At 63.2% G+C, this 16,824-nt stretch carries 12 protein-coding genes and 1 tRNA gene; 7 read left to right on the forward strand and 6 right to left on the reverse strand.

Features of this window, described 5'->3' with window-relative positions; all coding sequences use genetic code 11:
* Positions 1-3: 3 nt before the first annotated feature.
* Positions 4-1,131 (forward strand): catalase family protein, encoded by a 1,128-nt coding sequence (locus BLV18_RS06525; protein WP_090362073.1) that lies wholly within the window; start codon positions 4-6, stop codon positions 1,129-1,131.
* A 29-nt stretch (positions 1,132-1,160) separates the two neighbouring features.
* On the opposite strand, the gene BLV18_RS06530 is transcribed toward BLV18_RS06525, so the two are convergent.
* The 3 genes from BLV18_RS06530 to ydiJ all read right to left on the reverse strand — a co-directional run bounded on the left by BLV18_RS06530 (position 1,161) and on the right by ydiJ (position 6,267).
* Positions 1,161-2,330: a PAS domain-containing sensor histidine kinase gene (locus BLV18_RS06530; RefSeq protein WP_090357120.1), complete on the reverse strand. Its 1,170-nt coding sequence runs from the start codon at positions 2,328-2,330 to the stop codon at positions 1,161-1,163.
* Positions 2,327-3,142 carry an alpha/beta fold hydrolase gene (locus tag BLV18_RS06535; protein WP_090357122.1) on the reverse strand — a complete coding sequence of 272 codons (816 nt, stop codon included), beginning with the start codon at positions 3,140-3,142 and terminating at the stop codon, positions 2,327-2,329. Before BLV18_RS06535 ends, BLV18_RS06530 begins: the two co-directional genes overlap by 4 nt.
* A gap of 95 nt (positions 3,143-3,237) precedes the next feature.
* A complete protein-coding gene (gene ydiJ, locus BLV18_RS06540) occupies positions 3,238-6,267 on the reverse strand; it encodes a D-2-hydroxyglutarate dehydrogenase YdiJ (RefSeq protein WP_090357124.1) in 3,030 nt (1,009 codons plus the stop codon).
* 202 nt (positions 6,268-6,469) lie between these two features.
* Here ydiJ and BLV18_RS06545 point away from each other — a divergent pair, with 202 nt between their 5' ends.
* The 3 genes from BLV18_RS06545 (at position 6,470) to BLV18_RS06555 (ending at position 8,974) form a co-directional block, all read left to right on the forward strand.
* Entirely contained in the window at positions 6,470-7,375 is a 906-nt protein-coding gene (locus BLV18_RS06545) for a LysR substrate-binding domain-containing protein (protein WP_090357126.1), read from the forward strand.
* A gap of 176 nt (positions 7,376-7,551) precedes the next feature.
* Complete coding sequence (locus BLV18_RS06550; protein WP_090357128.1) at positions 7,552-8,685, forward strand: metallophosphoesterase; 1,134 nt, start codon at positions 7,552-7,554, stop codon at positions 8,683-8,685.
* A 79-nt stretch (positions 8,686-8,764) separates the two neighbouring features.
* Positions 8,765-8,974: a hypervirulence associated TUDOR domain-containing protein gene (locus BLV18_RS06555; protein WP_049861344.1), complete on the forward strand. Its 210-nt coding sequence runs from the start codon at positions 8,765-8,767 to the stop codon at positions 8,972-8,974.
* Positions 8,975-9,105: 131 nt separating this feature from the next.
* On the opposite strand, the gene yghU is transcribed toward BLV18_RS06555, so the two are convergent.
* Positions 9,106-9,945, reverse strand: coding sequence for a glutathione-dependent disulfide-bond oxidoreductase (yghU, locus tag BLV18_RS06560; RefSeq protein WP_090357130.1), 840 nt, complete (start codon positions 9,943-9,945; stop codon positions 9,106-9,108).
* 248 nt (positions 9,946-10,193) lie between these two features.
* Between yghU and BLV18_RS06565 the strand changes: the two genes are divergently transcribed.
* From BLV18_RS06565 to BLV18_RS06575, 3 genes are all read left to right on the forward strand, one after another.
* Positions 10,194-10,268, forward strand: a tRNA-Gln gene (locus BLV18_RS06565).
* Positions 10,269-10,611: 343 nt separating this feature from the next.
* Entirely contained in the window at positions 10,612-13,533 is a 2,922-nt protein-coding gene (locus BLV18_RS06570) for a PAS domain-containing hybrid sensor histidine kinase/response regulator (protein WP_090357132.1), read from the forward strand.
* A gap of 35 nt (positions 13,534-13,568) precedes the next feature.
* A complete protein-coding gene (locus BLV18_RS06575) occupies positions 13,569-14,804 on the forward strand; it encodes a PrpF domain-containing protein (protein WP_090357134.1) in 1,236 nt (411 codons plus the stop codon).
* A 44-nt stretch (positions 14,805-14,848) separates the two neighbouring features.
* Here the strand turns inward: BLV18_RS06575 and dctM are convergent, their stop codons facing one another.
* Together dctM and BLV18_RS06585 are read right to left on the reverse strand one after the other, a co-directional pair.
* Positions 14,849-16,132: a C4-dicarboxylate TRAP transporter large permease protein DctM gene (gene dctM, locus BLV18_RS06580; protein WP_043187778.1), complete on the reverse strand. Its 1,284-nt coding sequence runs from the start codon at positions 16,130-16,132 to the stop codon at positions 14,849-14,851.
* On the reverse strand, positions 16,132-16,764 hold the full coding sequence (locus BLV18_RS06585; RefSeq protein WP_090357136.1) for a TRAP transporter small permease: 633 nt from the start codon (positions 16,762-16,764) through the stop codon (positions 16,132-16,134). The genes dctM and BLV18_RS06585 overlap by 1 nt, the downstream gene beginning before the upstream one ends.
* Positions 16,765-16,824: the final 60 nt, after the last annotated feature.

Here is a 16,824-nt window from a genome sequence, read left to right on the forward strand (position 1 = left end):
CACATGAACCATTCTTCGGATAACCCATTGGCGGACCGTTCACTGCCGGAAGGTGGATTGACCGTCACTCCGCTGGTGTTTGAGCCTTCATTCGAGCAGGTGCCCGATGACGAGGCTGAAACCAGCCAAGAGCTTAATCAGGTGATGCGCAGCATCCTGGATACGACGTTCGAAGACGGCGGCCACGCGTTGCGTGGCGTGCATGCCAAGGCTCACGGGCTGGTACGGGGTCATATCACAGTACTCGACGGTCTTCCTGCGCCTTTGGCGCAGGGCGCCTTTGCCGTCCCTGGCACACTGCCGGTGGTGATGCGCTTTTCCACCAACCCGGGTGACATTCTGGACGACAAGGTCTCTACACCCCGTGGCTTGGGGCTGAAGATCGTCGGCGTTCAGGGCGAGCGCTTGCCGGGCAGTGAAGGCGATGTGACCCAGGATTTCGTGATGCAGAACGCCAAGGCGTTCACCGCTGCCACGCCCAAGGCGTTCTTGAAGAGTCTCAAACTCTTGGCCAAGACCACAGACAAGGGGCCTGGTCTGAAGAAGGCGTTTTCGGCGCTGCTTCGTGGCGTGGAGTCGGTGATCGAAACCATGGGCGGTGAAAGCGGTACGCTCAAGAGCATGGGCGGGCATCCGCTGACCCATGTGCTGGGCGAAACCTTCAATACCGTCGTGCCGTTTCTGTACGGTAACCACTACGCCAAGCTGGAAGTGGTGCCAGTGGCCCGATCGCTGACCGATTTGACCGATCAACCCGTCGATCTGGACGGCAAACCGGACGGACTGCGTGAAGCAGTCACCGAATATTTCGCAACCCAGGGGGGTACGTGGGAAGTGCGTATCCAGCTGGCAACCGACCTTGAGGAAATGCCGATCGAGGATGCTTCCAAGCAGTGGTCGGAAGAGCTGAGCCCCTTCGTGACCGTCGCCCGCATCGAAGTGCCGGCCCAGGCCGCATGGTCGGAGGAAAGCATTCAGACGATCAACGAGCGGATGTCGTTCAGCCCTTGGCATGGTCTGGCGGCGCACCGTCCGCTGGGGGGTGTCATGCGTGTGCGCAAACCCGCCTACGAGATGTCCTCCGGCTTCCGCGCCACTCATAACGGTTGCCCGATGCACGAGCCGCGCTGAGATCTGGGCAGGCGGTCTGCCGATGGCGGTCAGTGACCGCCTGAGGCATACGCCGGAAAACGCACGGCAAAGGTGGTCCCCGCCTGTGCGGTAGATACCACCTCGACCACACCCCCGTGGGCCTTGGCAATCTCGCTGACGATGAACAGGCCCAACCCGACACTGCGCACTTCGCCACCCGCTTCCGCCCCTCGTGTCATGGGAGAGAAAATCGTGCTCAGCTGGGTTTCGTCAATCGGATTGCCGACATTGTGCACGGCTATTTCGACGGTCCCTTGTGCTGCCGACACGCGCACGTCGATAGGGCTTTCGCCATCGCCATAGGTCACCGCATTCGAGACCAGATTGCCGAGCAATTGCGCCAGACGGTCCGCGTCGGCCTGGCAGAACAAGGCTTCGTCGCTGGCGCTGAAAGCGATTTCGCGGTGCGGGTGAAGCAGGCGCAACGAGGCGACGGCGGCCGCGATGACACGGTCCAGTTGGATGGGTGCGCGGCTCACCGCCAAACCCTGACCAATTCGCGCCTGGGTGAAGTCCAAGAGGTCGTTGATCAGGCGTTGCGAACGTGTCGTGGCCTCCCTGATGTGGCCGAGCATGGTGTCCTGCCGTTCGGTCATGTCCTGCGAACGCAGGTACTGCGCTGCCATCGACACGACCTGCAACGGGTTGCGCAGATCGTGGCTGACGATGCCGATCATCTGCTCGGCGAACAGTGCGCGATCTACGGCGAGCTCGCGCTGTCGATTCAGTTCGTGTTCCAGCACCACATGCCGCTGCAAGGCGTCCTCGGCCTGGCGCTTGGCCTGCAGCAGTTCCTGTTCGAAACGCATGCGGTCAGCCACGATGAACGCCGATACGGCGTTGAGCACCTGGCCTTCATGCTCGCGTCTTCCGGCATTGAGCACCATCGGCGCGACAGTGCCTTGCGCGGTCAAGAAGTCCAGTTTGACCTCGGTGATGAAACCCTGCATCGCCAGCAATGGCATCCAGTGCGTCTGGTAGAACATGCGGCCACCCACGGTCAGCAGTTCCTGCAGCTTGCGTGTGCCGATCAGTTGCTCGCGGGTATGGCCCAGCCACTGGCAGAACGTCTGGTTGACTTCGAGGATCAAGCCCTTTTCGTTGATGAGCAGCAGGGCGCACGGGGCCTGCTGATAGAGCGCCTCGGCATTCGGGATGCCCGTGGCCTCGACGCTCATGCGGGCAGATGGCCGCAGGTCTGGTCGAGGAAAGTCTGGATGGCATCGATGCAGGCGGCAGGCTGGCTCAGGTGCGGGCAGTGGCCTTCGTTCTCGACCAGCACCATGCGGCAATCGTCGATCACTTGAGTCAGGTATTCGCCAACGGCCCTGGGCGCGATGAAGTCGTCGGAAGACTGGATGACCAGTACCGGTTCGCGTAACTGGCGCACATCTTCGCGGCTGTCGGTGAGGAAGGTCACGCGCGCGAAACGTTTGGCGATGTCCGGGTCGGTCTGGCAGAAGCTGTTGGTCAGTTCGGCGCCCAGTTCCGGCGTTTCCGAGTTGCCCATGATGCGTGGCGCCATCGCACTGGACCAGCCCAGGTAGTTGCTTTCAAGAGTCGAGAGCAGGGCGTCGATGTCGTCGCGGGTGAAGCCGCCGGGATAGTCCTCGTCGGTGATGTAGGACGGCGAGGGGCCGACCATGGCGTGGGCACTGATCAGCCCGGGGCTCAGGTTGGCAGCCATGACGCCGGCCATCGCGCCGACCGAATGGCCGATGAACACCACGGGACCCTGTTTGAATTCCTGGATGATTTCGATGATGTCCTCGGCATAGCCCGCCAGCGTCGAGTACTTGTCGATGTCATAGGCGCCGATATCGGACTTGCCGCATCCGACCATGTCGAACAACACCGTGCGGTAGCGCTTGGCAAAGGTGGGTTCGACCATGCGCCACATGTTCTGGTCGCAGCCAAACCCATGGGCGAACACCAGCGTCAGAGGCCCCTGGCCCTTGACTACCACATTGTTGCGAGCCTGGACGGACATCCGAGAAATTCCTGTGTGCGCAAGCGAGCATGCGAGGTCGATTAGACGACTAGTCTACCCGAGCATAGTCACCGACGTCAGGCTCGCCAGCGCTCTCAAACGGTGTTTTTTCTCACGTGCTCCAGCAGGGCCTGTAGCGGGTGACGGACCGTGTGACCTTCTTCGCGTTTGACCTGACTGCGGCAGGAATAGCCGTCGGCAAGCAGATTGCCCGAGCTCTGGTAGCGGGCCAGCAACGGCTGCCAGGATTGCCCGTAGATGACCTTGGAGGTGGCGACGTTACGCGCTTCATGGCCATAGGTGCCGGACATGCCGCAGCAGCCGCTGGCCAATACCTGCAGGGTCGCGCCCAGACGGCTGAACACCTGTTGCCAATGGGTGATGCTGTTCGGCTCGTTGGTCTTCTCGGTGCAATGCGGCAACAGCTGGTAGACGCCGCCGGTGCCGGGCTCGCCGGTCTGCGGCAGTACCTGGGCCAGCCATTCCTGTGGCAGCAGAACGGTCGGTGCCTGGTCGTGGCCCAGGGTTTTCGCGTACTCCTGGCGGTACACCAGGGTCATGGCTGGGTCCAGGCCGACCAGGGCGATGCCGCTGGCCTGCAATTGCCGCAGCGACTGGGCGTTGTGCCGGGCGGCCTTGTCGAACGCACCGAGGAAACCCTGTACCTGCAACGGCTTGCCGTTGGCAGCGAAGGGGGCCAGGTAGATGTCGAAACCCAGGCGCGAAATCAGCTCGAGCCAGTCGGCCATTACCGGCGTGTCGAAGTAGCGGGTGAAAGCATCCTGCACCAGGATCACGCTGCGCTGACGCTGCTCGGAAGTCAGCCGGGCGAGACGATCGGCGGTCGCCGCGCGCACGTTCCAGTCGCGACAGTGAGCCTGGAAATCCACCAGGCTCAGCAACGGGCTGTCGACCATGCCCGCCACGCGTTGCAGTGCCTGTTGCACCGGCGCGAAGGACATGACCGCGTTGTAGGCGCGGGGAAAGCGCGCCAGGTACGGGATGCTGAATTCCAGCGAGCCGATCAGGTAATCCTTCAACGGTCGCAGATAGCGCCCGTGGTACAGCTGCAGAAAGCGCGCACGGAATTCCGGCACGTTGACCTTGACCGGGCACTGCCCCGCGCACGACTTGCAGGCCAGGCAGCCGGCCATGGCGTCGTACACCTCGTGGGAAAAGTCGTCGCGGCCCATGCGCCGGGCCAAGCTGTTGCGCGCACGCTGGAACAGGTTGCCGCCCGCGCTCTGCAGCACGTTGGCGCCGTGCAGGCCCTGCAGGCGCAGCCATTCGCGGATCAGCGAGGCACGGCCCTTGGGCGAATGAATACGGTTGCGTGTGGCTTTCCACGACGGGCACATGGCGTCGTTCGGGTCGAAGTTGTAGCACGCACCGTTGCCGTTGCAGTGCACGGCGCTGTCGTAGCTCTGCCAGACCCGCTCGTCGATGCTGCGGTCCAGTTCGCCACGCAAGGTCACTTCGTCGACCTGGGTCAGTCGCGCGTCGGCGACAGTGGCGGGTGTGGCGATCTTGCCCGGGTTGAGCTGGTTGAACGGATCGAAGGCGGCCTTGAGTGCCTGCAGGGCTGGATACAGCTCGCCGAAGTACTCTGGCACGTATTGCGAGCGCAGGCCCTTGCCGTGCTCGCCCCAGAGCAGGCCACCGTGCCGCTGGGTGAGCGCCGCGACCTCGTCGGAAATGGGCCGGATCAGCGCGGCCTGGCGCGGGTCCTTCATGTCCAGGATCGGCCGCACGTGCAGCACGCCGGCATCGACATGGCCGAACATGCCGTACTGCAGGCCGTAACCGTCGAGCAGTGCACGGAACTCGCCGATGTAGGCCGCCAGGTTCTGCGGCGGCACGGCGGTGTCCTCGACGAATGGCTGCGGCCGCGCTTCGCCCTGAACGTTGCCGAGCAGGCCCACGGCGCGCTTGCGCATCGCGTAGACCCGGCTCACCGCCAGGGCGCCGACCGCCAGCGTGTGGCCCAGGCGCGGCACCGTGGTGTCCTGCTGCAGGTGGGCAATGAACTGTTCGACACGCTGCTCGACCGCGCCCAGGTCGTCGCCGCTGAATTCCACCAGATTGATGCCCAGGGTCGGCGCCTGTGCGTCGGTGGGAAAGTATTCGGCCACGCCATGCCAGACGATGTCGTTCATGGCCAGCAGGAGGACCTTGGAGTCCACGGTTTCGATCGACAGCGGCTGGTGCGCCATCAAGGCATTGGCGTCGTTGAGCGCGTCCATGAAGCCGGCATAGCGCACATTGACCAGAATGGAATGCCTGGGGATCGGCAGCACGTTGAGCTTGGCTTCGACGATGAAGCCCAGCGAGCCTTCCGAGCCGCAGAGTACGCTGTTCAGGTTGAAGCGCCCGTCGGCCTCGCGCAGGTGGGCCAGGTCATAGCCGGTGAGGCAGCGGTTGAGTTTGGGGAAGACCGCGTCGATCAGTTCGGCCTGCTCGCCGGCGATGGTCGCTGCGCACCGATAGACCTCGGCGATGCGGCCGTCGCCCGCGCGGTTGGCTTGTAACTGCGACGCGTCGAGGCTGTGGCTGTGCAGGCGCTCGCCGCCCAGCAGCAGGGTGGTCAGCTCCAGCACGTGGTCGCGGGTCTTGCCGTAGGTGCAGCTGCCCTGGCCGCTGGCGTCGGTGTTGATCATGCCGCCAATGGTCGCGCGGTTGGAGGTCGACAACTCGGGGGCGAAGAACAGTCCATGGGGCTTCAGGGCCGCGTTGAGCTGATCCTTGACCACGCCGCTCTGGACCCGCACCCAACGCTCTTCGACGTTGATCTCCAGCACCTGGTTCATGTGCCGGGACAGGTCCACCACCAGGCCATCGGTCAGCGACTGGCCGTTGGTGCCGGTGCCGCCGCCGCGTGGGGTCAGTACTACCCTGCGATGTTCCGGCTGGCTGGCCAGGCGGGTCAGGAGCTGCACGTCGGCCTCGTGCCGAGGGAATACGGCGGCCTGGGGCTGGCGCTGATAGATCGAGTTGTCCGTGGCCAGCACCGTGCGCATGGCGTAGTCGTCGACGATCTCGCCCTGGAAACCTGCACGTTCGAGCTGACGCAGCAGCGCCTGATAGGGCGCAAGAGGAGCTTTCTGGCGGGACAGTTCGGCGATCATGGCAGTCGGAATCCGGCGGGGCAGTGGATTTGCATTCGAAACAGGCATGTGTGCAATGGGCCGAGGCGCGCGGTGATCGAGTTCGAAGAGCCGATCGTATCTACCGCAGGGGCCTTGCATCATGACGTGCGTGACCGTATTTTCGCCGACACGGGCCCACTGGGCAAACGTATATCCTTCGCTTTTTGCATGAGCTCAATGAATGAATCCTCGACGGCTCACACCTTCCATGTCGTTGCTGCTGGCGTTCGAAGCTGCGGGTCGCCACGGCAGTTTCACCCGGGCGGCGGCCGAACTGGCCTTGACTCAGAGCGCGGTGAGTCGGCAGGTGCAGGCCCTCGAAGCGCTGCTAGAGGTGGCGTTGTTCAAACGTGAAGGCAGGCACATCGAGTTGACCGCAGCAGGCGCGCTGTACCAGCACGAGCTGGCTGGCGCCCTGGCGCGGATTCGCGGCGCCACCCTGCAGACCATTTCCCATCGCATCGAGGCCGATACCCTGCACCTGGCGGTGCTGCCGACCTTCGCATCCAAATGGCTGATGCCGCGGATGGGAGACTTCTATGGGCGCCACCCCGGCAGTCTGGTGCATCTTCATTCGCGCATCGTGCGCGGTGACCTGTCCGAAGGCGTGCAGGACATGAGCGCGATCATCTGCGCGGGGTCGGGGCAGTGGCCGGGCTATGTGGCGCATCGATTGCTCTCGGAGAAGCTGGTGGTGGTGGCCAGCCCCAAGGCTTTGCCCGCTCATGAGCAGATGTCCGTGCAGGATGCAGGGCGGCAGTTGCTGCTGGGCGTGGTGTCGCGGCCACACGCGTGGTCGGACTGGTTTGCCAGCGTCGGGTTGACCGGCTCGTCGACCCTGCGCCTGGGGCCGAGCTTCGAACACACGGCGCACCTGATCCAGGCGGTCATCGCCGGGATAGGCATCGGGCTAGTGCCGCGCATTCTGGTACAGGACGAAATCGCCCAGGGTGAGTTGGTGACCCTCTTCGAGCCTATGGAAAGCGGCCGCGGGTATTACCTGGCGTATCCCACCCACAATCAGCAACTGCCGTCGCTGGTGGCCTTTCGCGAGTGGTTGCTGTCCATTCCGTTTCCGGACAGTTGAGGTTGCAGGCCTGAAAGATCGTGGGATGCCCTTCGCGGGCAGAGCCCGCTCCCACAAATACCGCGATCTTCTGAAGCATCCTGTTGGTCGAGGGGTTGCACACGTTCTGTAGCAACTCGCTGACAAACCATCGAAGGGGCCGGCTGTCAGAGTGCCACTGACCGTGAGGAATAGCCGTGTTCCACATCTATGCGACTGTCGCGTTTCTGTATGTTGCGCTGCGCTTCATCTACCCATTGCCCTTGGCCGCCGGCTGGCGTTTGCTGATCGGTCTGGTACTGCTGGCCGCGTCCAAATACCACATGCTGATTCTGGCGTTCACCGGGACCATGTACTCGCCTGAAGTCCCCTATTGGGTGGCGTACAGCGCTGGCTGGGCCTTTACCGGGTTTGCGCTGCTGTTCGCTTTCGTGCTGGTGCTTGATCTGGGCATCCTGTTGACCCGCCTGGTCCGTCGCCGCGCTTCGTCACGCAGGGCCCTGGCCAAATGGCGCTATGGCGTGGCAGCGCTGGCGGTGGTGGTCTCCGGCTTCGGCGTGGCCCAGGCCACTCGCGTGCCGGACGTGCGCCAGGTGGACATCCAGATACCCGGGCTGGCGCCAGCGCTGGATGGGTTCCGGCTGGTGCAGCTGTCCGACCTGCACATCAGCGTGCTGTTTCCCGAGCCCTGGGTGGAAGAAGTCGTCACGCGCACCAACGCGCTGGCGCCGGATCTGGTGGTGATCACCGGGGACCTCATCGACGGCACCCTGCAGGCACGGGCCACCGACGTGCGACCGCTGGCGAAGCTGCGCGCCCGCGATGGCGTGATCGCGATTCCCGGCAACCACGAGTATTACTTCGGCAACGAAGGCTGGATGGCCAAGTTCCGCGAAGCGGGCATGCACAGCCTGATCAACCAGCATGAGGTGGTCGGCGATACACGCGGGCAACTGGTCATCGCCGGTATCACCGACAAGGTCGCCACCCGGTACGGAGGTAGCGCACCGGACCTGGATCTGGCCCTGCGCGGTGCACCGGCCGATGCGCCGATCGTGCTGCTCAACCATCGACCCGCCGGGATCGACCAGGCGATCGCCGCCGGGGTCGATCTGCAGCTGTCAGGGCACACCCATGGCGGCATGATTCGCGGTTTCGATCAGGTGGTGGCCAAGGCCAACGAGGGGTTCGTGTCCGGGTTGTACCGCCGTGCAGGTCTGCAGTTGTATGTCAGCAATGGCAGCGGGTTGTGGAACGGCTTTCCGATTCGTTTGGGGGTGCCGTCGGAAATCACCGAGTTCACCTTGCGCGCAGTGCCGACCGGACGTTGAGTCGTGATGTGGAGTGAATCAATGGCGTGCATTGCACTCCTTTGTTTGAAGGGTTTTTCATCACATGAGGAGCAAAACCATGAGCCATGCATTCAAGGTGGGTGACGCGGTGCGCTGGAATTCCGAGGCGGGGGAGATTCACGGCAAGGTGACCAAGGTTCACGTCAAGGACGTGGAGTTCATGGGCAAACACCGGCCGGCGTCCAAGGACGAGCCGCAGTACGAGGTCAAGAGCGACAAGACGGGTCATTCGGCGCTGCATCACGGTGATGCCTTGCACAAAGCATGAACGTCGTCTGCGCCCCCGTGTAGCAGCGGCGCAAGCCGCGTCGGCGTCGTATGCGCAGTGTCAGGCGTATTGCGGCGAGGCCGGACGCGGCTTGCGCCGCTGCTATAGGGGCGGTGCAAGCCGGGATGGGGTTATTTGAAGTCGGCGGCGCTATGGCGTTCGGGGACTTGGGTCGCTTCATCGCCCCAGGTGCGGTTGACACGTTGACCGCGCTGCACGGCGGGACGTTGGGCGATCTCTTCGGCCCAGCGCTGCAGGTGAGGATACTCGTCAACCGCCAGGAATTGCGCTGCGTCGTACAGATTGCCGCGCACCAGTTGCCCATACCACGGCCAGATCGCAATGTCGGCCACGGTGTATTCGTTGCCGGCTATGAAGCGCGTCTCGGCCAGCCGCTTGTCCAGTACATCCAGCTGACGCTTGGCTTCCATGGTGAACCGGTTGATCGGGTACTCCAGCTTCTCCGGCGCATAGGCATAGAAGTGCCCGAAGCCGCCACCCAGATAGGGGGCTGCGCCCATCTGCCAGAACAGCCAGTTCATGGCCTCGGTGCGTGCTGCTACATCGGTGGGCAGGAACTCGCCGAACTTCTGCGCCAGGTGGATCAGGATGGAGCCTGACTCGAACACCCGCACGCCGGCACCTTCACTGTGATCCACCAGCGCCGGGATCTTCGAGTTCGGATTGATCTCGACGAACCCGCTGGAGAACTGATCGCCTTCGCCGATGCGAATCGGCCAGGCGTCGTATTCGGCATCGGCGTGGCCCAGTTCCAGCAGCTCTTCGAGCATGATGCTCACCTTGACGCCGTTGGGGGTCGCCAGGGAATACAGCTGGAACGGGTGCTTGCCCACGGGCAGGGTCTGCTCATGGGTAGCGCCGGCGGTCGGGCGGTTGGTCTTGGAAAACTGGCCGCCGGATTCCGCGTCGTTTTTCCAGACCTTGGGTGGAACGTAGGGGGTAGGGCTCATGAAGTGTGCCTCCTGATAGGGTTGAAGATGCACGCCGGGCGTGGCAAGTGGGCGATGAAGATAGGACTTGGCACAGGCGCGTACAGTTCATCCCTGCACCGTTTGAAGCCGGGTCCAGTGACGCCGGAAAGCAACCGGCTGTTTTTGAAGAATATTTATTGCAATTGGGGTTTCCTGCGCGAAAGAAACCTGATAAATTCCCGCTCGTTCATGCAGAGGCCAGCAACTGGCTTTCTCGCACCGGATACAGGGGCGTCGCCAAGCGGTAAGGCAGCAGGTTTTGATCCTGCCATGCGTTGGTTCGAATCCAGCCGCCCCTGCCATTATCCACGTCATATCGACACTGCACATGAACCCGGCACATGACGTGCACCTTCTGCTTCACCTTCCTGTTCGCACATGATTTCTCCACCCGCTGTACACGCTCGTCTCGCTTTCAGGATACGTGGCCTGTTCAAGGTGTGGCGCTGTCTGCAAGTCGTTTCACGTGAACCACCGGACACCCTTGACGCCGCGCGCGCTCGGGAACCCCGCTGCCAGGTCACTGCCTAACACACACGTAGCAATGCATTGGGTCAATGGCACCTTTATAAGGTAGTTGGAGGCGTTCTGAACGACACGACAGTTGCAGCTCGCGCATTCCAGGTCGAGTGCCTGCGCAAGGTAATGGAAGAAGCCGGTTTCGACCTGCACGATCCACACACCCATGTTGTGCTGAGCCAGTTGCAGGCCTTGGCCCGATCGCCTGCGCCCGAGGCCGCCCCCGATAAGCCCAGCCGTTCGCCGCATGTGACCGACGAGGCTCGCCAACGCGCCGTATTCGACAGCTCCATCGATTTTGCGATGGTGGTGATCGATACCCAAGGCATCGTGACCGACTGGAACATGGGTGCGACCCACGTCATGGGTTGGACCTCGGATGAGATGTGCGGCAGCAGCGCCGAACCGTTTTTCACGCCCGAAGACCGCGAGCAGGGCCGGCTGGCCCTGGAAATGCGCCTGGCGCTGCGTGACGGGCGTGCCAATGACGAGCGCTGGCATCTGCGCAAGGATGGCCAGCGCTTCTGGGCATCTGGCGAGATGATGCCGCTGTATGACGACGGCCTGCACCTGGGCTTCGTCAAGATTCTGCGCGACCGTACCAACGAGCACCTGGCCGGCCTGGCCATAAAGGAAACCCAGGAACGCTACCGCCTGGCCGTCAAGGCCACCAACGATGCCATCTGGGACTGGGACCTGAGCGGCAACCAGGTGGTGTGGAACGAGGCGCTCGAGCAGGCCTACGGCCATCCTCTGGCGTCGGTCGAACCGACCGGTGACTGGTGGATCGGGCATATTCACCCTGACGATCGCGCGGGCGTCTACGAGTCCATTCATGCCGTGATCGACGGCAGTCAATCGGCCTGGTCCGGCGAATATCGGTTTCAGCGTCACGACGGTTCATTCGCCGAAGTGCTCGACCGTGGGCACGTTATTCGCAATGCCGAAGGACGGGCGGTGCGGATGATCGGCGCGATGCTCGACCTGACCCGTGTGCGCAACGCCGAGAGCGCGCTGCGGCAGAGCGAGGAACGTTTTCGCAAGATCCTGGAGAACATCGAATCGGCGTTCGCCATCGTCGAGGTCAAGTTCGACGCCGAAGATCGGCCCATCGACTACTGCTTCATCGAGGCCAACCCGGCCTTCGAACGCCAGGCCGGTGTCAACCTGCGCGGGCGTTGGGTGACCGAGTTCGCCCCGGACCTGGAGCAGTTCTGGTTCGACACCTATGGCCATGTGGCCAAGACCGGCGAGCCGGCTACTTTCGAGAACTATGCCGAAGCGTTCAAACGCTGGTTCGATGTGCGAGCCGTGAAAGTCGGCCTTCCCGAAGAACGCAAGATAGCGGTGATCTTCAGCGACGTCACCGCCCGACGCAATGCCGAGGATCGTCTGCGCACCAGTGAAGCCGTGGCACGGGAAAACATCGAACGGGTGCAACTGGCCCTGGCTGCAGGGGCCATCATCGGCACCTGGCACTGGCACCTGCCGACCGATCGCTTCGCGGTCGACGAAGGCTTTGCCCTGGCGTTCGGGCTGGATCCGGCGCTGGGCCGTGAAGGCTTGAGCCTGGAAACGATCGTGGCGACGGTGCATCCCGACGATCGCGAAGGCCTGAGTGCTGCGATCAGCGAAGTGATCCAGCGTGGCGGCAGTTATTCCCATCAGTATCGAGTCCGCCGGGCCGACGGCCACTATTACTGGATCGAGGCCAACGGCCGTGTCGAGAACGACGCCGAAGGTAAACCGCTGCGTTTTCCAGGGGTGCTCATCGACGTCGAGGCGCGGCGCTCGGTCGAGGCCGAGCGCGATCGCGCCCTGTCTGCGCTGCGTGCTCTCAACGATACCCTGGAACAGCGCGTCACCGAGCGCACAGTCAAGCTGATCCAGGCCGAAGAGAAATTGCGCCAGTCGCAGAAGATGGAAGCGGTCGGGCAGCTCACCGGCGGCCTGGCCCATGACTTCAACAACCTGCTGGCCGGCATTTCCGGTGCGCTCGAGCTGATGAGCACGCGCATCGCCCAGGGCCGCTGGATGGAAACCGACAAGTACATCAGCACCGCACAGGGCGCGGCCAAGCGCGCTGCGGCGCTGACGCACCGGTTGCTGGCGTTTTCCCGACGCCAGACCCTCGATCCACGGCCCACCGATGTCAATGCGCTGATGGAAGGCATGACCGAACTGATTCAGCGCACGGTAGGCCCCAGCATTCGCGTGGAAACGGTCGGTGCGACCAACCTGTGGCCCACGCTGGTGGATGTCAGTCAGCTGGAAAACGCCTTGCTCAACCTGTGCATCAATGCCCGCGATGCCATGCCCAATGGCGGGCGCATCACCATCGAGACCGCCAACCGCTGGATGGATCGTGAGGCCGCGCGTAGTTACGACATACCCGAAGGCCAGTACCTGTCGGTCAGTGTCACCGACACCGGCACCGGCATGGCGCCGGACGTCATTGCCAAGGCGTTCGATCCGTTCTTCACCACCAAGCCCATCGGTCAGGGCACCGGGCTGGGCTTGTCGATGATCTACGGCTTCGCCAAGCAGTCGGGCGGCCAGGTGCGGATCTATTCGGAAGTGGGCGAGGGCACTACCTTGCGCATCTACCTGCCGCGCTATTACGGCGAGGTCGATGACGAGATACCGGAAACCCGCGAATCCCTGGCCGCCGCAGCACATGCCGGGGAGACCATCCTGATCGTCGACGACGAACCGACCGTGCGCATGCTCTTGACCGACGTACTGGGCGATCTGGGCTACACCTTGATCGAGGCGGCCGACAGCCTGGCAGGCCTCAAGCTGCTGCAATCGGACGTGCGTATCGATCTGCTGATCACCGACGTCGGGTTGCCCGGCGGCATGAACGGTCGGCAGATGGCCGACGCCGGGCGTGAGGTGCGGCCTGAGCTCAAGGTGCTGTTCATTACCGGCTATGCGGAAAACGCAGCGATCGGCAATGGTTACCTGGGGCCCGACATGCAGGTGTTGACCAAGCCGTTCGCCATGGACACGCTGGCGTCCAGGGTCCGCGAGCTGATGAGTCCCTGAGCCCTGCGGTGGTGCCCGACTCACAGGAGTAATTGATGAACGACCTTACCTCCACCAGCCCCGGACTTGCGCCGGGTTGGCGATCCCAGCGCCGACTGGGCACGGTCGAGGTGCCGGTGCATTACATGCGCGGCGGTACCTCCACCGGTGTAGTCCTGTGGGAGCCGTTGCTGCCGACCGATACGGTTCTGCGTGAGCAACTGCTGCGCCAGTTGATGGGGGTGCCTGCGGCAGGCAGCCATTCCGGCAACCGGCAGATCACCGGTCTGGGCCGCGGTCCGGCGACCAGCAACAAGGTGTTCGTGATGAACACCGAACGCGTGGACGGCCAGCTGCGTCTGGTCAGCACCCTCGCGCAACTGGCCAGTGACCATGCCGAGATCGACTGGAGCGTGAATTGCGGCAACATGTCCAGCGCGCTGCTGCTGTGGGCGCTGGATGTCGGACTGCTCCAGGCCCCGGTCGGCGGCTTGTGCGAAGTCGATATCCGCAACACCAACACAGGCGTGGTCACGACGGCGCGCATGCAGTGCGACGAGCAGGGGCATTTCGTCAAGGCGCAGATTCCTGGCGTGATGGGTGACTACCCCGCCGTGGACCTGTTTCTCCAGGCGCCGGTCGGCAACAAGACCGGTGCCTTGCTGCCGACCGGCGCGGTCGTCGACCACGTGGCTGGCATCGAGGTCTCCTGCGTCGATGTGGCGGTGCCGATGGTCATCGTCGATGCGCGCAGCCTGGGCAAGACCGGGCACGAACCCGTCGCATCGCTCGCGGCGGATGCAGCCTTCATGGCCACCTTGCGCACACTGTGGACCGAGGCCGGATTGAAAATGGGGCTGCGCCGCAAGGACGGTGTGCCCATGACCTGCGACGAGCTGGCGCGCAGCGAAACCATCCCCAAGATCTGCATCGTCGGCGCGCCGCGCAAGGGCGGTCATATCGCCGTACGCTACTTCACCCCGCAGACCGGTCATGCCTCCATGGCGGTGTCCGGCGGCTGCTGCCTGGCAGCAGCGTGTCTGATCCCGGGCACTACCGCCCACCAGGTGGCCTGTGACATCGCCGCTCCTGAAGCGACATTTGCGGACATTCACGTCAGCATCGAAAACCCCGCCGGGCGCCTGGACACCACGGTGGTCGCGGCGCTTTCCGATGGGCAACTGCAGATCCGCAGTGCGGCCTACCGCCGCAGTACGCAGATTCTGATGCGTGGTCATGCGCCCCTCTATGCTGCTTCCAGCCAATTGCAGAGCGCACTGCTCGGTTCCTGATCCTGGCCCACCGGACTCCAGAGAGGCCCGGTGGGCCAGGGCCGTTACGGCATGCCCAGCCAGTTGGGCAAAGCCAGGGAAAGAAACGGCACGTAGGTGACCAGCAGCAGAAACATCAGCAGGATCGACAGCCACGGCAGGGCCGCGCGGATGGTCTGACCCAAGGTCAGGCCGGTGACCGCAGAGGTAACGAACAGGTTCAGGCCCACTGGCGGGTGCACCAGACCGATTTCCATGTTGACCACCATGACGATGCCCAGATGTATGGGGTCGATCCCCAGTTCCATCGCGATCGGAAAGAAGATCGGCGCCAGGATCAGGATGATCGCCGAGGGCTCCATGAAGCTGCCGGCCACCAGCAGGACGATGTTGACCATGATCAGGAAGCCCAGCGGCGTGAGGCCTTCCGACAGCACCCAGTTGGTGATCTGCTGAGGAATCTGTTCGGTGGTCAGAACGTGGGCAAACAGCATGGCGTTGGCAATGATGAACAGCAGCATGATGGTCAGGCGGCCGGATTCGAGCAGCACTTTCGGACATTCGGCCAGGCGCATGTCCTTGTACACGAACAGGGCGATGAACGCCGAATAGACCGCCGCCACGGCGGCCGCTTCGGTGGGGGTGAACATGCCGCTGTAGATGCCGCCCAGGATGATCACCAGCAACAGCAGACCCCAGAAGGCCCGACGCGCAGTGGTCAGCCATTCACGGAAGGTAGCGCGTGGCTGGGCTGGGAGTTTCTTGATCCGGGCGACGATGTAGATCACCACCATCAGGATCACGCCCAGCAGGATGCCTGGAATGACGCCGGCCATGAACAGCTTGCCCACCGAGGTTTCGGTGGCTGCCGAGTACACCACCATCACGATCGAGGGCGGGATGAGAATGCCCAGGGTGCCGGCGTTGCAGATGATGCCGGCACCGAACTCTCGGGGGTAGCCGGAGCGCACCATGCCGGCCACGGCAATCGAGCCGACTGCTGCGACGGTGGCTGGCGAGGAGCCGGAGAGGGCGGCGAACAGCATGCACGCCAGCACGGCGGCAATCGCCAGGCCACCGCGAATGTGACCGACGCAGGCGTTGGCGAAGTCGATCAGCCGTTGCGCGACGCCGCCGGTGGTCATGAAGGCGCCGGACAACAGGAAAAACGGTATCGCCAGAAAGGTATAGCTGTCCGAGGTTTCGAACAACTTGATCGCCAGCGAACTCAACGAATCCTGACTGAACAGCAGGATCGATACCGCTCCGGACAACCCCAATGAAATGGCGATGGGCACGCCCAGGAACATGAAAACGAACAGCAGCAGGAACAGACAGATAACGGTCATCAGCGGTGCTCCTCGCCCGGGTTGGCCAGCTTGCTGGCTTCCGCAGCTTCGTCGGCCAGGCCCAGTCCGGTCTGCCGATGGGTGTAGATGCGATACATGATCTCAAGGTAGCGCGCGATGACCAGGGCGAAGCCGATCGGCACGATGAGGGCGATATGGCCGACCTGAATACCGTAGCGATCCAGGTCTTCGGCGCCGATGCCGGCAACCAGCACCGCCGACACCCACTTGATGCTGGCGACCAGGAACAGCCCGGCATACACCAGGCAGCAGCCGCACGCGATCATCGCCAGAATCCGCTGTGCCGGCTTGCTGGTTTTCTTCACCAGCACGTCGACCCCGAGGTGGCCGGCGGTGCGCACGCCGTAGGCGATACCGAAAAAGATCAGCCAGCCGAACAGCGCCTTGGTCAAGGCGATGCTCCAGGTCATTTCCTGGGCGTAGCCCATCAGGTGGTCACCGATGCCGGCGAACAGGTCGCTGCTCCACGCCCATTTGTCGCTGAGGGTGTAGAACATCGTGTAGAGGTTGTTGAGGGCGACGTAGACGAACGTCACCAGTGTCATGGCAGCCAGCAGGAAGGCGATCATGCCTTCCTCGAAGCGCTCCCAGACCTGCCTGAGCGATTGCATAGGAATTCTCCGAACGTCGAGACAGCGGCCACCGTCACGCGGACAGCCGCAGGTACTTCA

The sequence above is a fragment of the Pseudomonas coleopterorum genome (genome assembly GCF_900105555.1).
GTDB classification, from domain to species: Bacteria; Pseudomonadota; Gammaproteobacteria; order Pseudomonadales; family Pseudomonadaceae; genus Aquipseudomonas; species Aquipseudomonas coleopterorum.

Bases quoted from the DNA above. Each gene is read 5' to 3' on its own strand.
- BLV18_RS06535 (WP_090357122.1), bottom strand. From the start codon at position 3,142: ATGTCCGTCCAGGCTCGCAACAATGTGGTAGTCAAGGGCCAGGGGCCT.
- yghU (WP_090357130.1), bottom strand. From the start codon at position 9,945: ATGAGCCCTACCCCCTACGTTCCACCCAAGGTCTGGAAAAACGACGCG.
- ydiJ (WP_090357124.1), bottom strand. From the start codon at position 6,267: ATGATCGCCGAACTGTCCCGCCAGAAAGCTCCTCTTGCGCCCTATCAG.
- BLV18_RS06525 (WP_090362073.1), top strand. From the start codon at position 4: ATGAACCATTCTTCGGATAACCCATTGGCGGACCGTTCACTGCCGGAA.
- BLV18_RS06575 (WP_090357134.1), top strand. From the start codon at position 13,569: ATGAACGACCTTACCTCCACCAGCCCCGGACTTGCGCCGGGTTGGCGA.
- BLV18_RS06530 (WP_090357120.1), bottom strand. From the start codon at position 2,330: ATGAGCGTCGAGGCCACGGGCATCCCGAATGCCGAGGCGCTCTATCAG.
- BLV18_RS06570 (WP_090357132.1), top strand. From the start codon at position 10,612: ATGGAAGAAGCCGGTTTCGACCTGCACGATCCACACACCCATGTTGTG.
- BLV18_RS06555 (WP_049861344.1), top strand. From the start codon at position 8,765: ATGAGCCATGCATTCAAGGTGGGTGACGCGGTGCGCTGGAATTCCGAG.
- BLV18_RS06545 (WP_090357126.1), top strand. From the start codon at position 6,470: ATGAATCCTCGACGGCTCACACCTTCCATGTCGTTGCTGCTGGCGTTC.
- dctM (WP_043187778.1), bottom strand. From the start codon at position 16,132: ATGACCGTTATCTGTCTGTTCCTGCTGCTGTTCGTTTTCATGTTCCTG.
- BLV18_RS06585 (WP_090357136.1), bottom strand. From the start codon at position 16,764: ATGCAATCGCTCAGGCAGGTCTGGGAGCGCTTCGAGGAAGGCATGATC.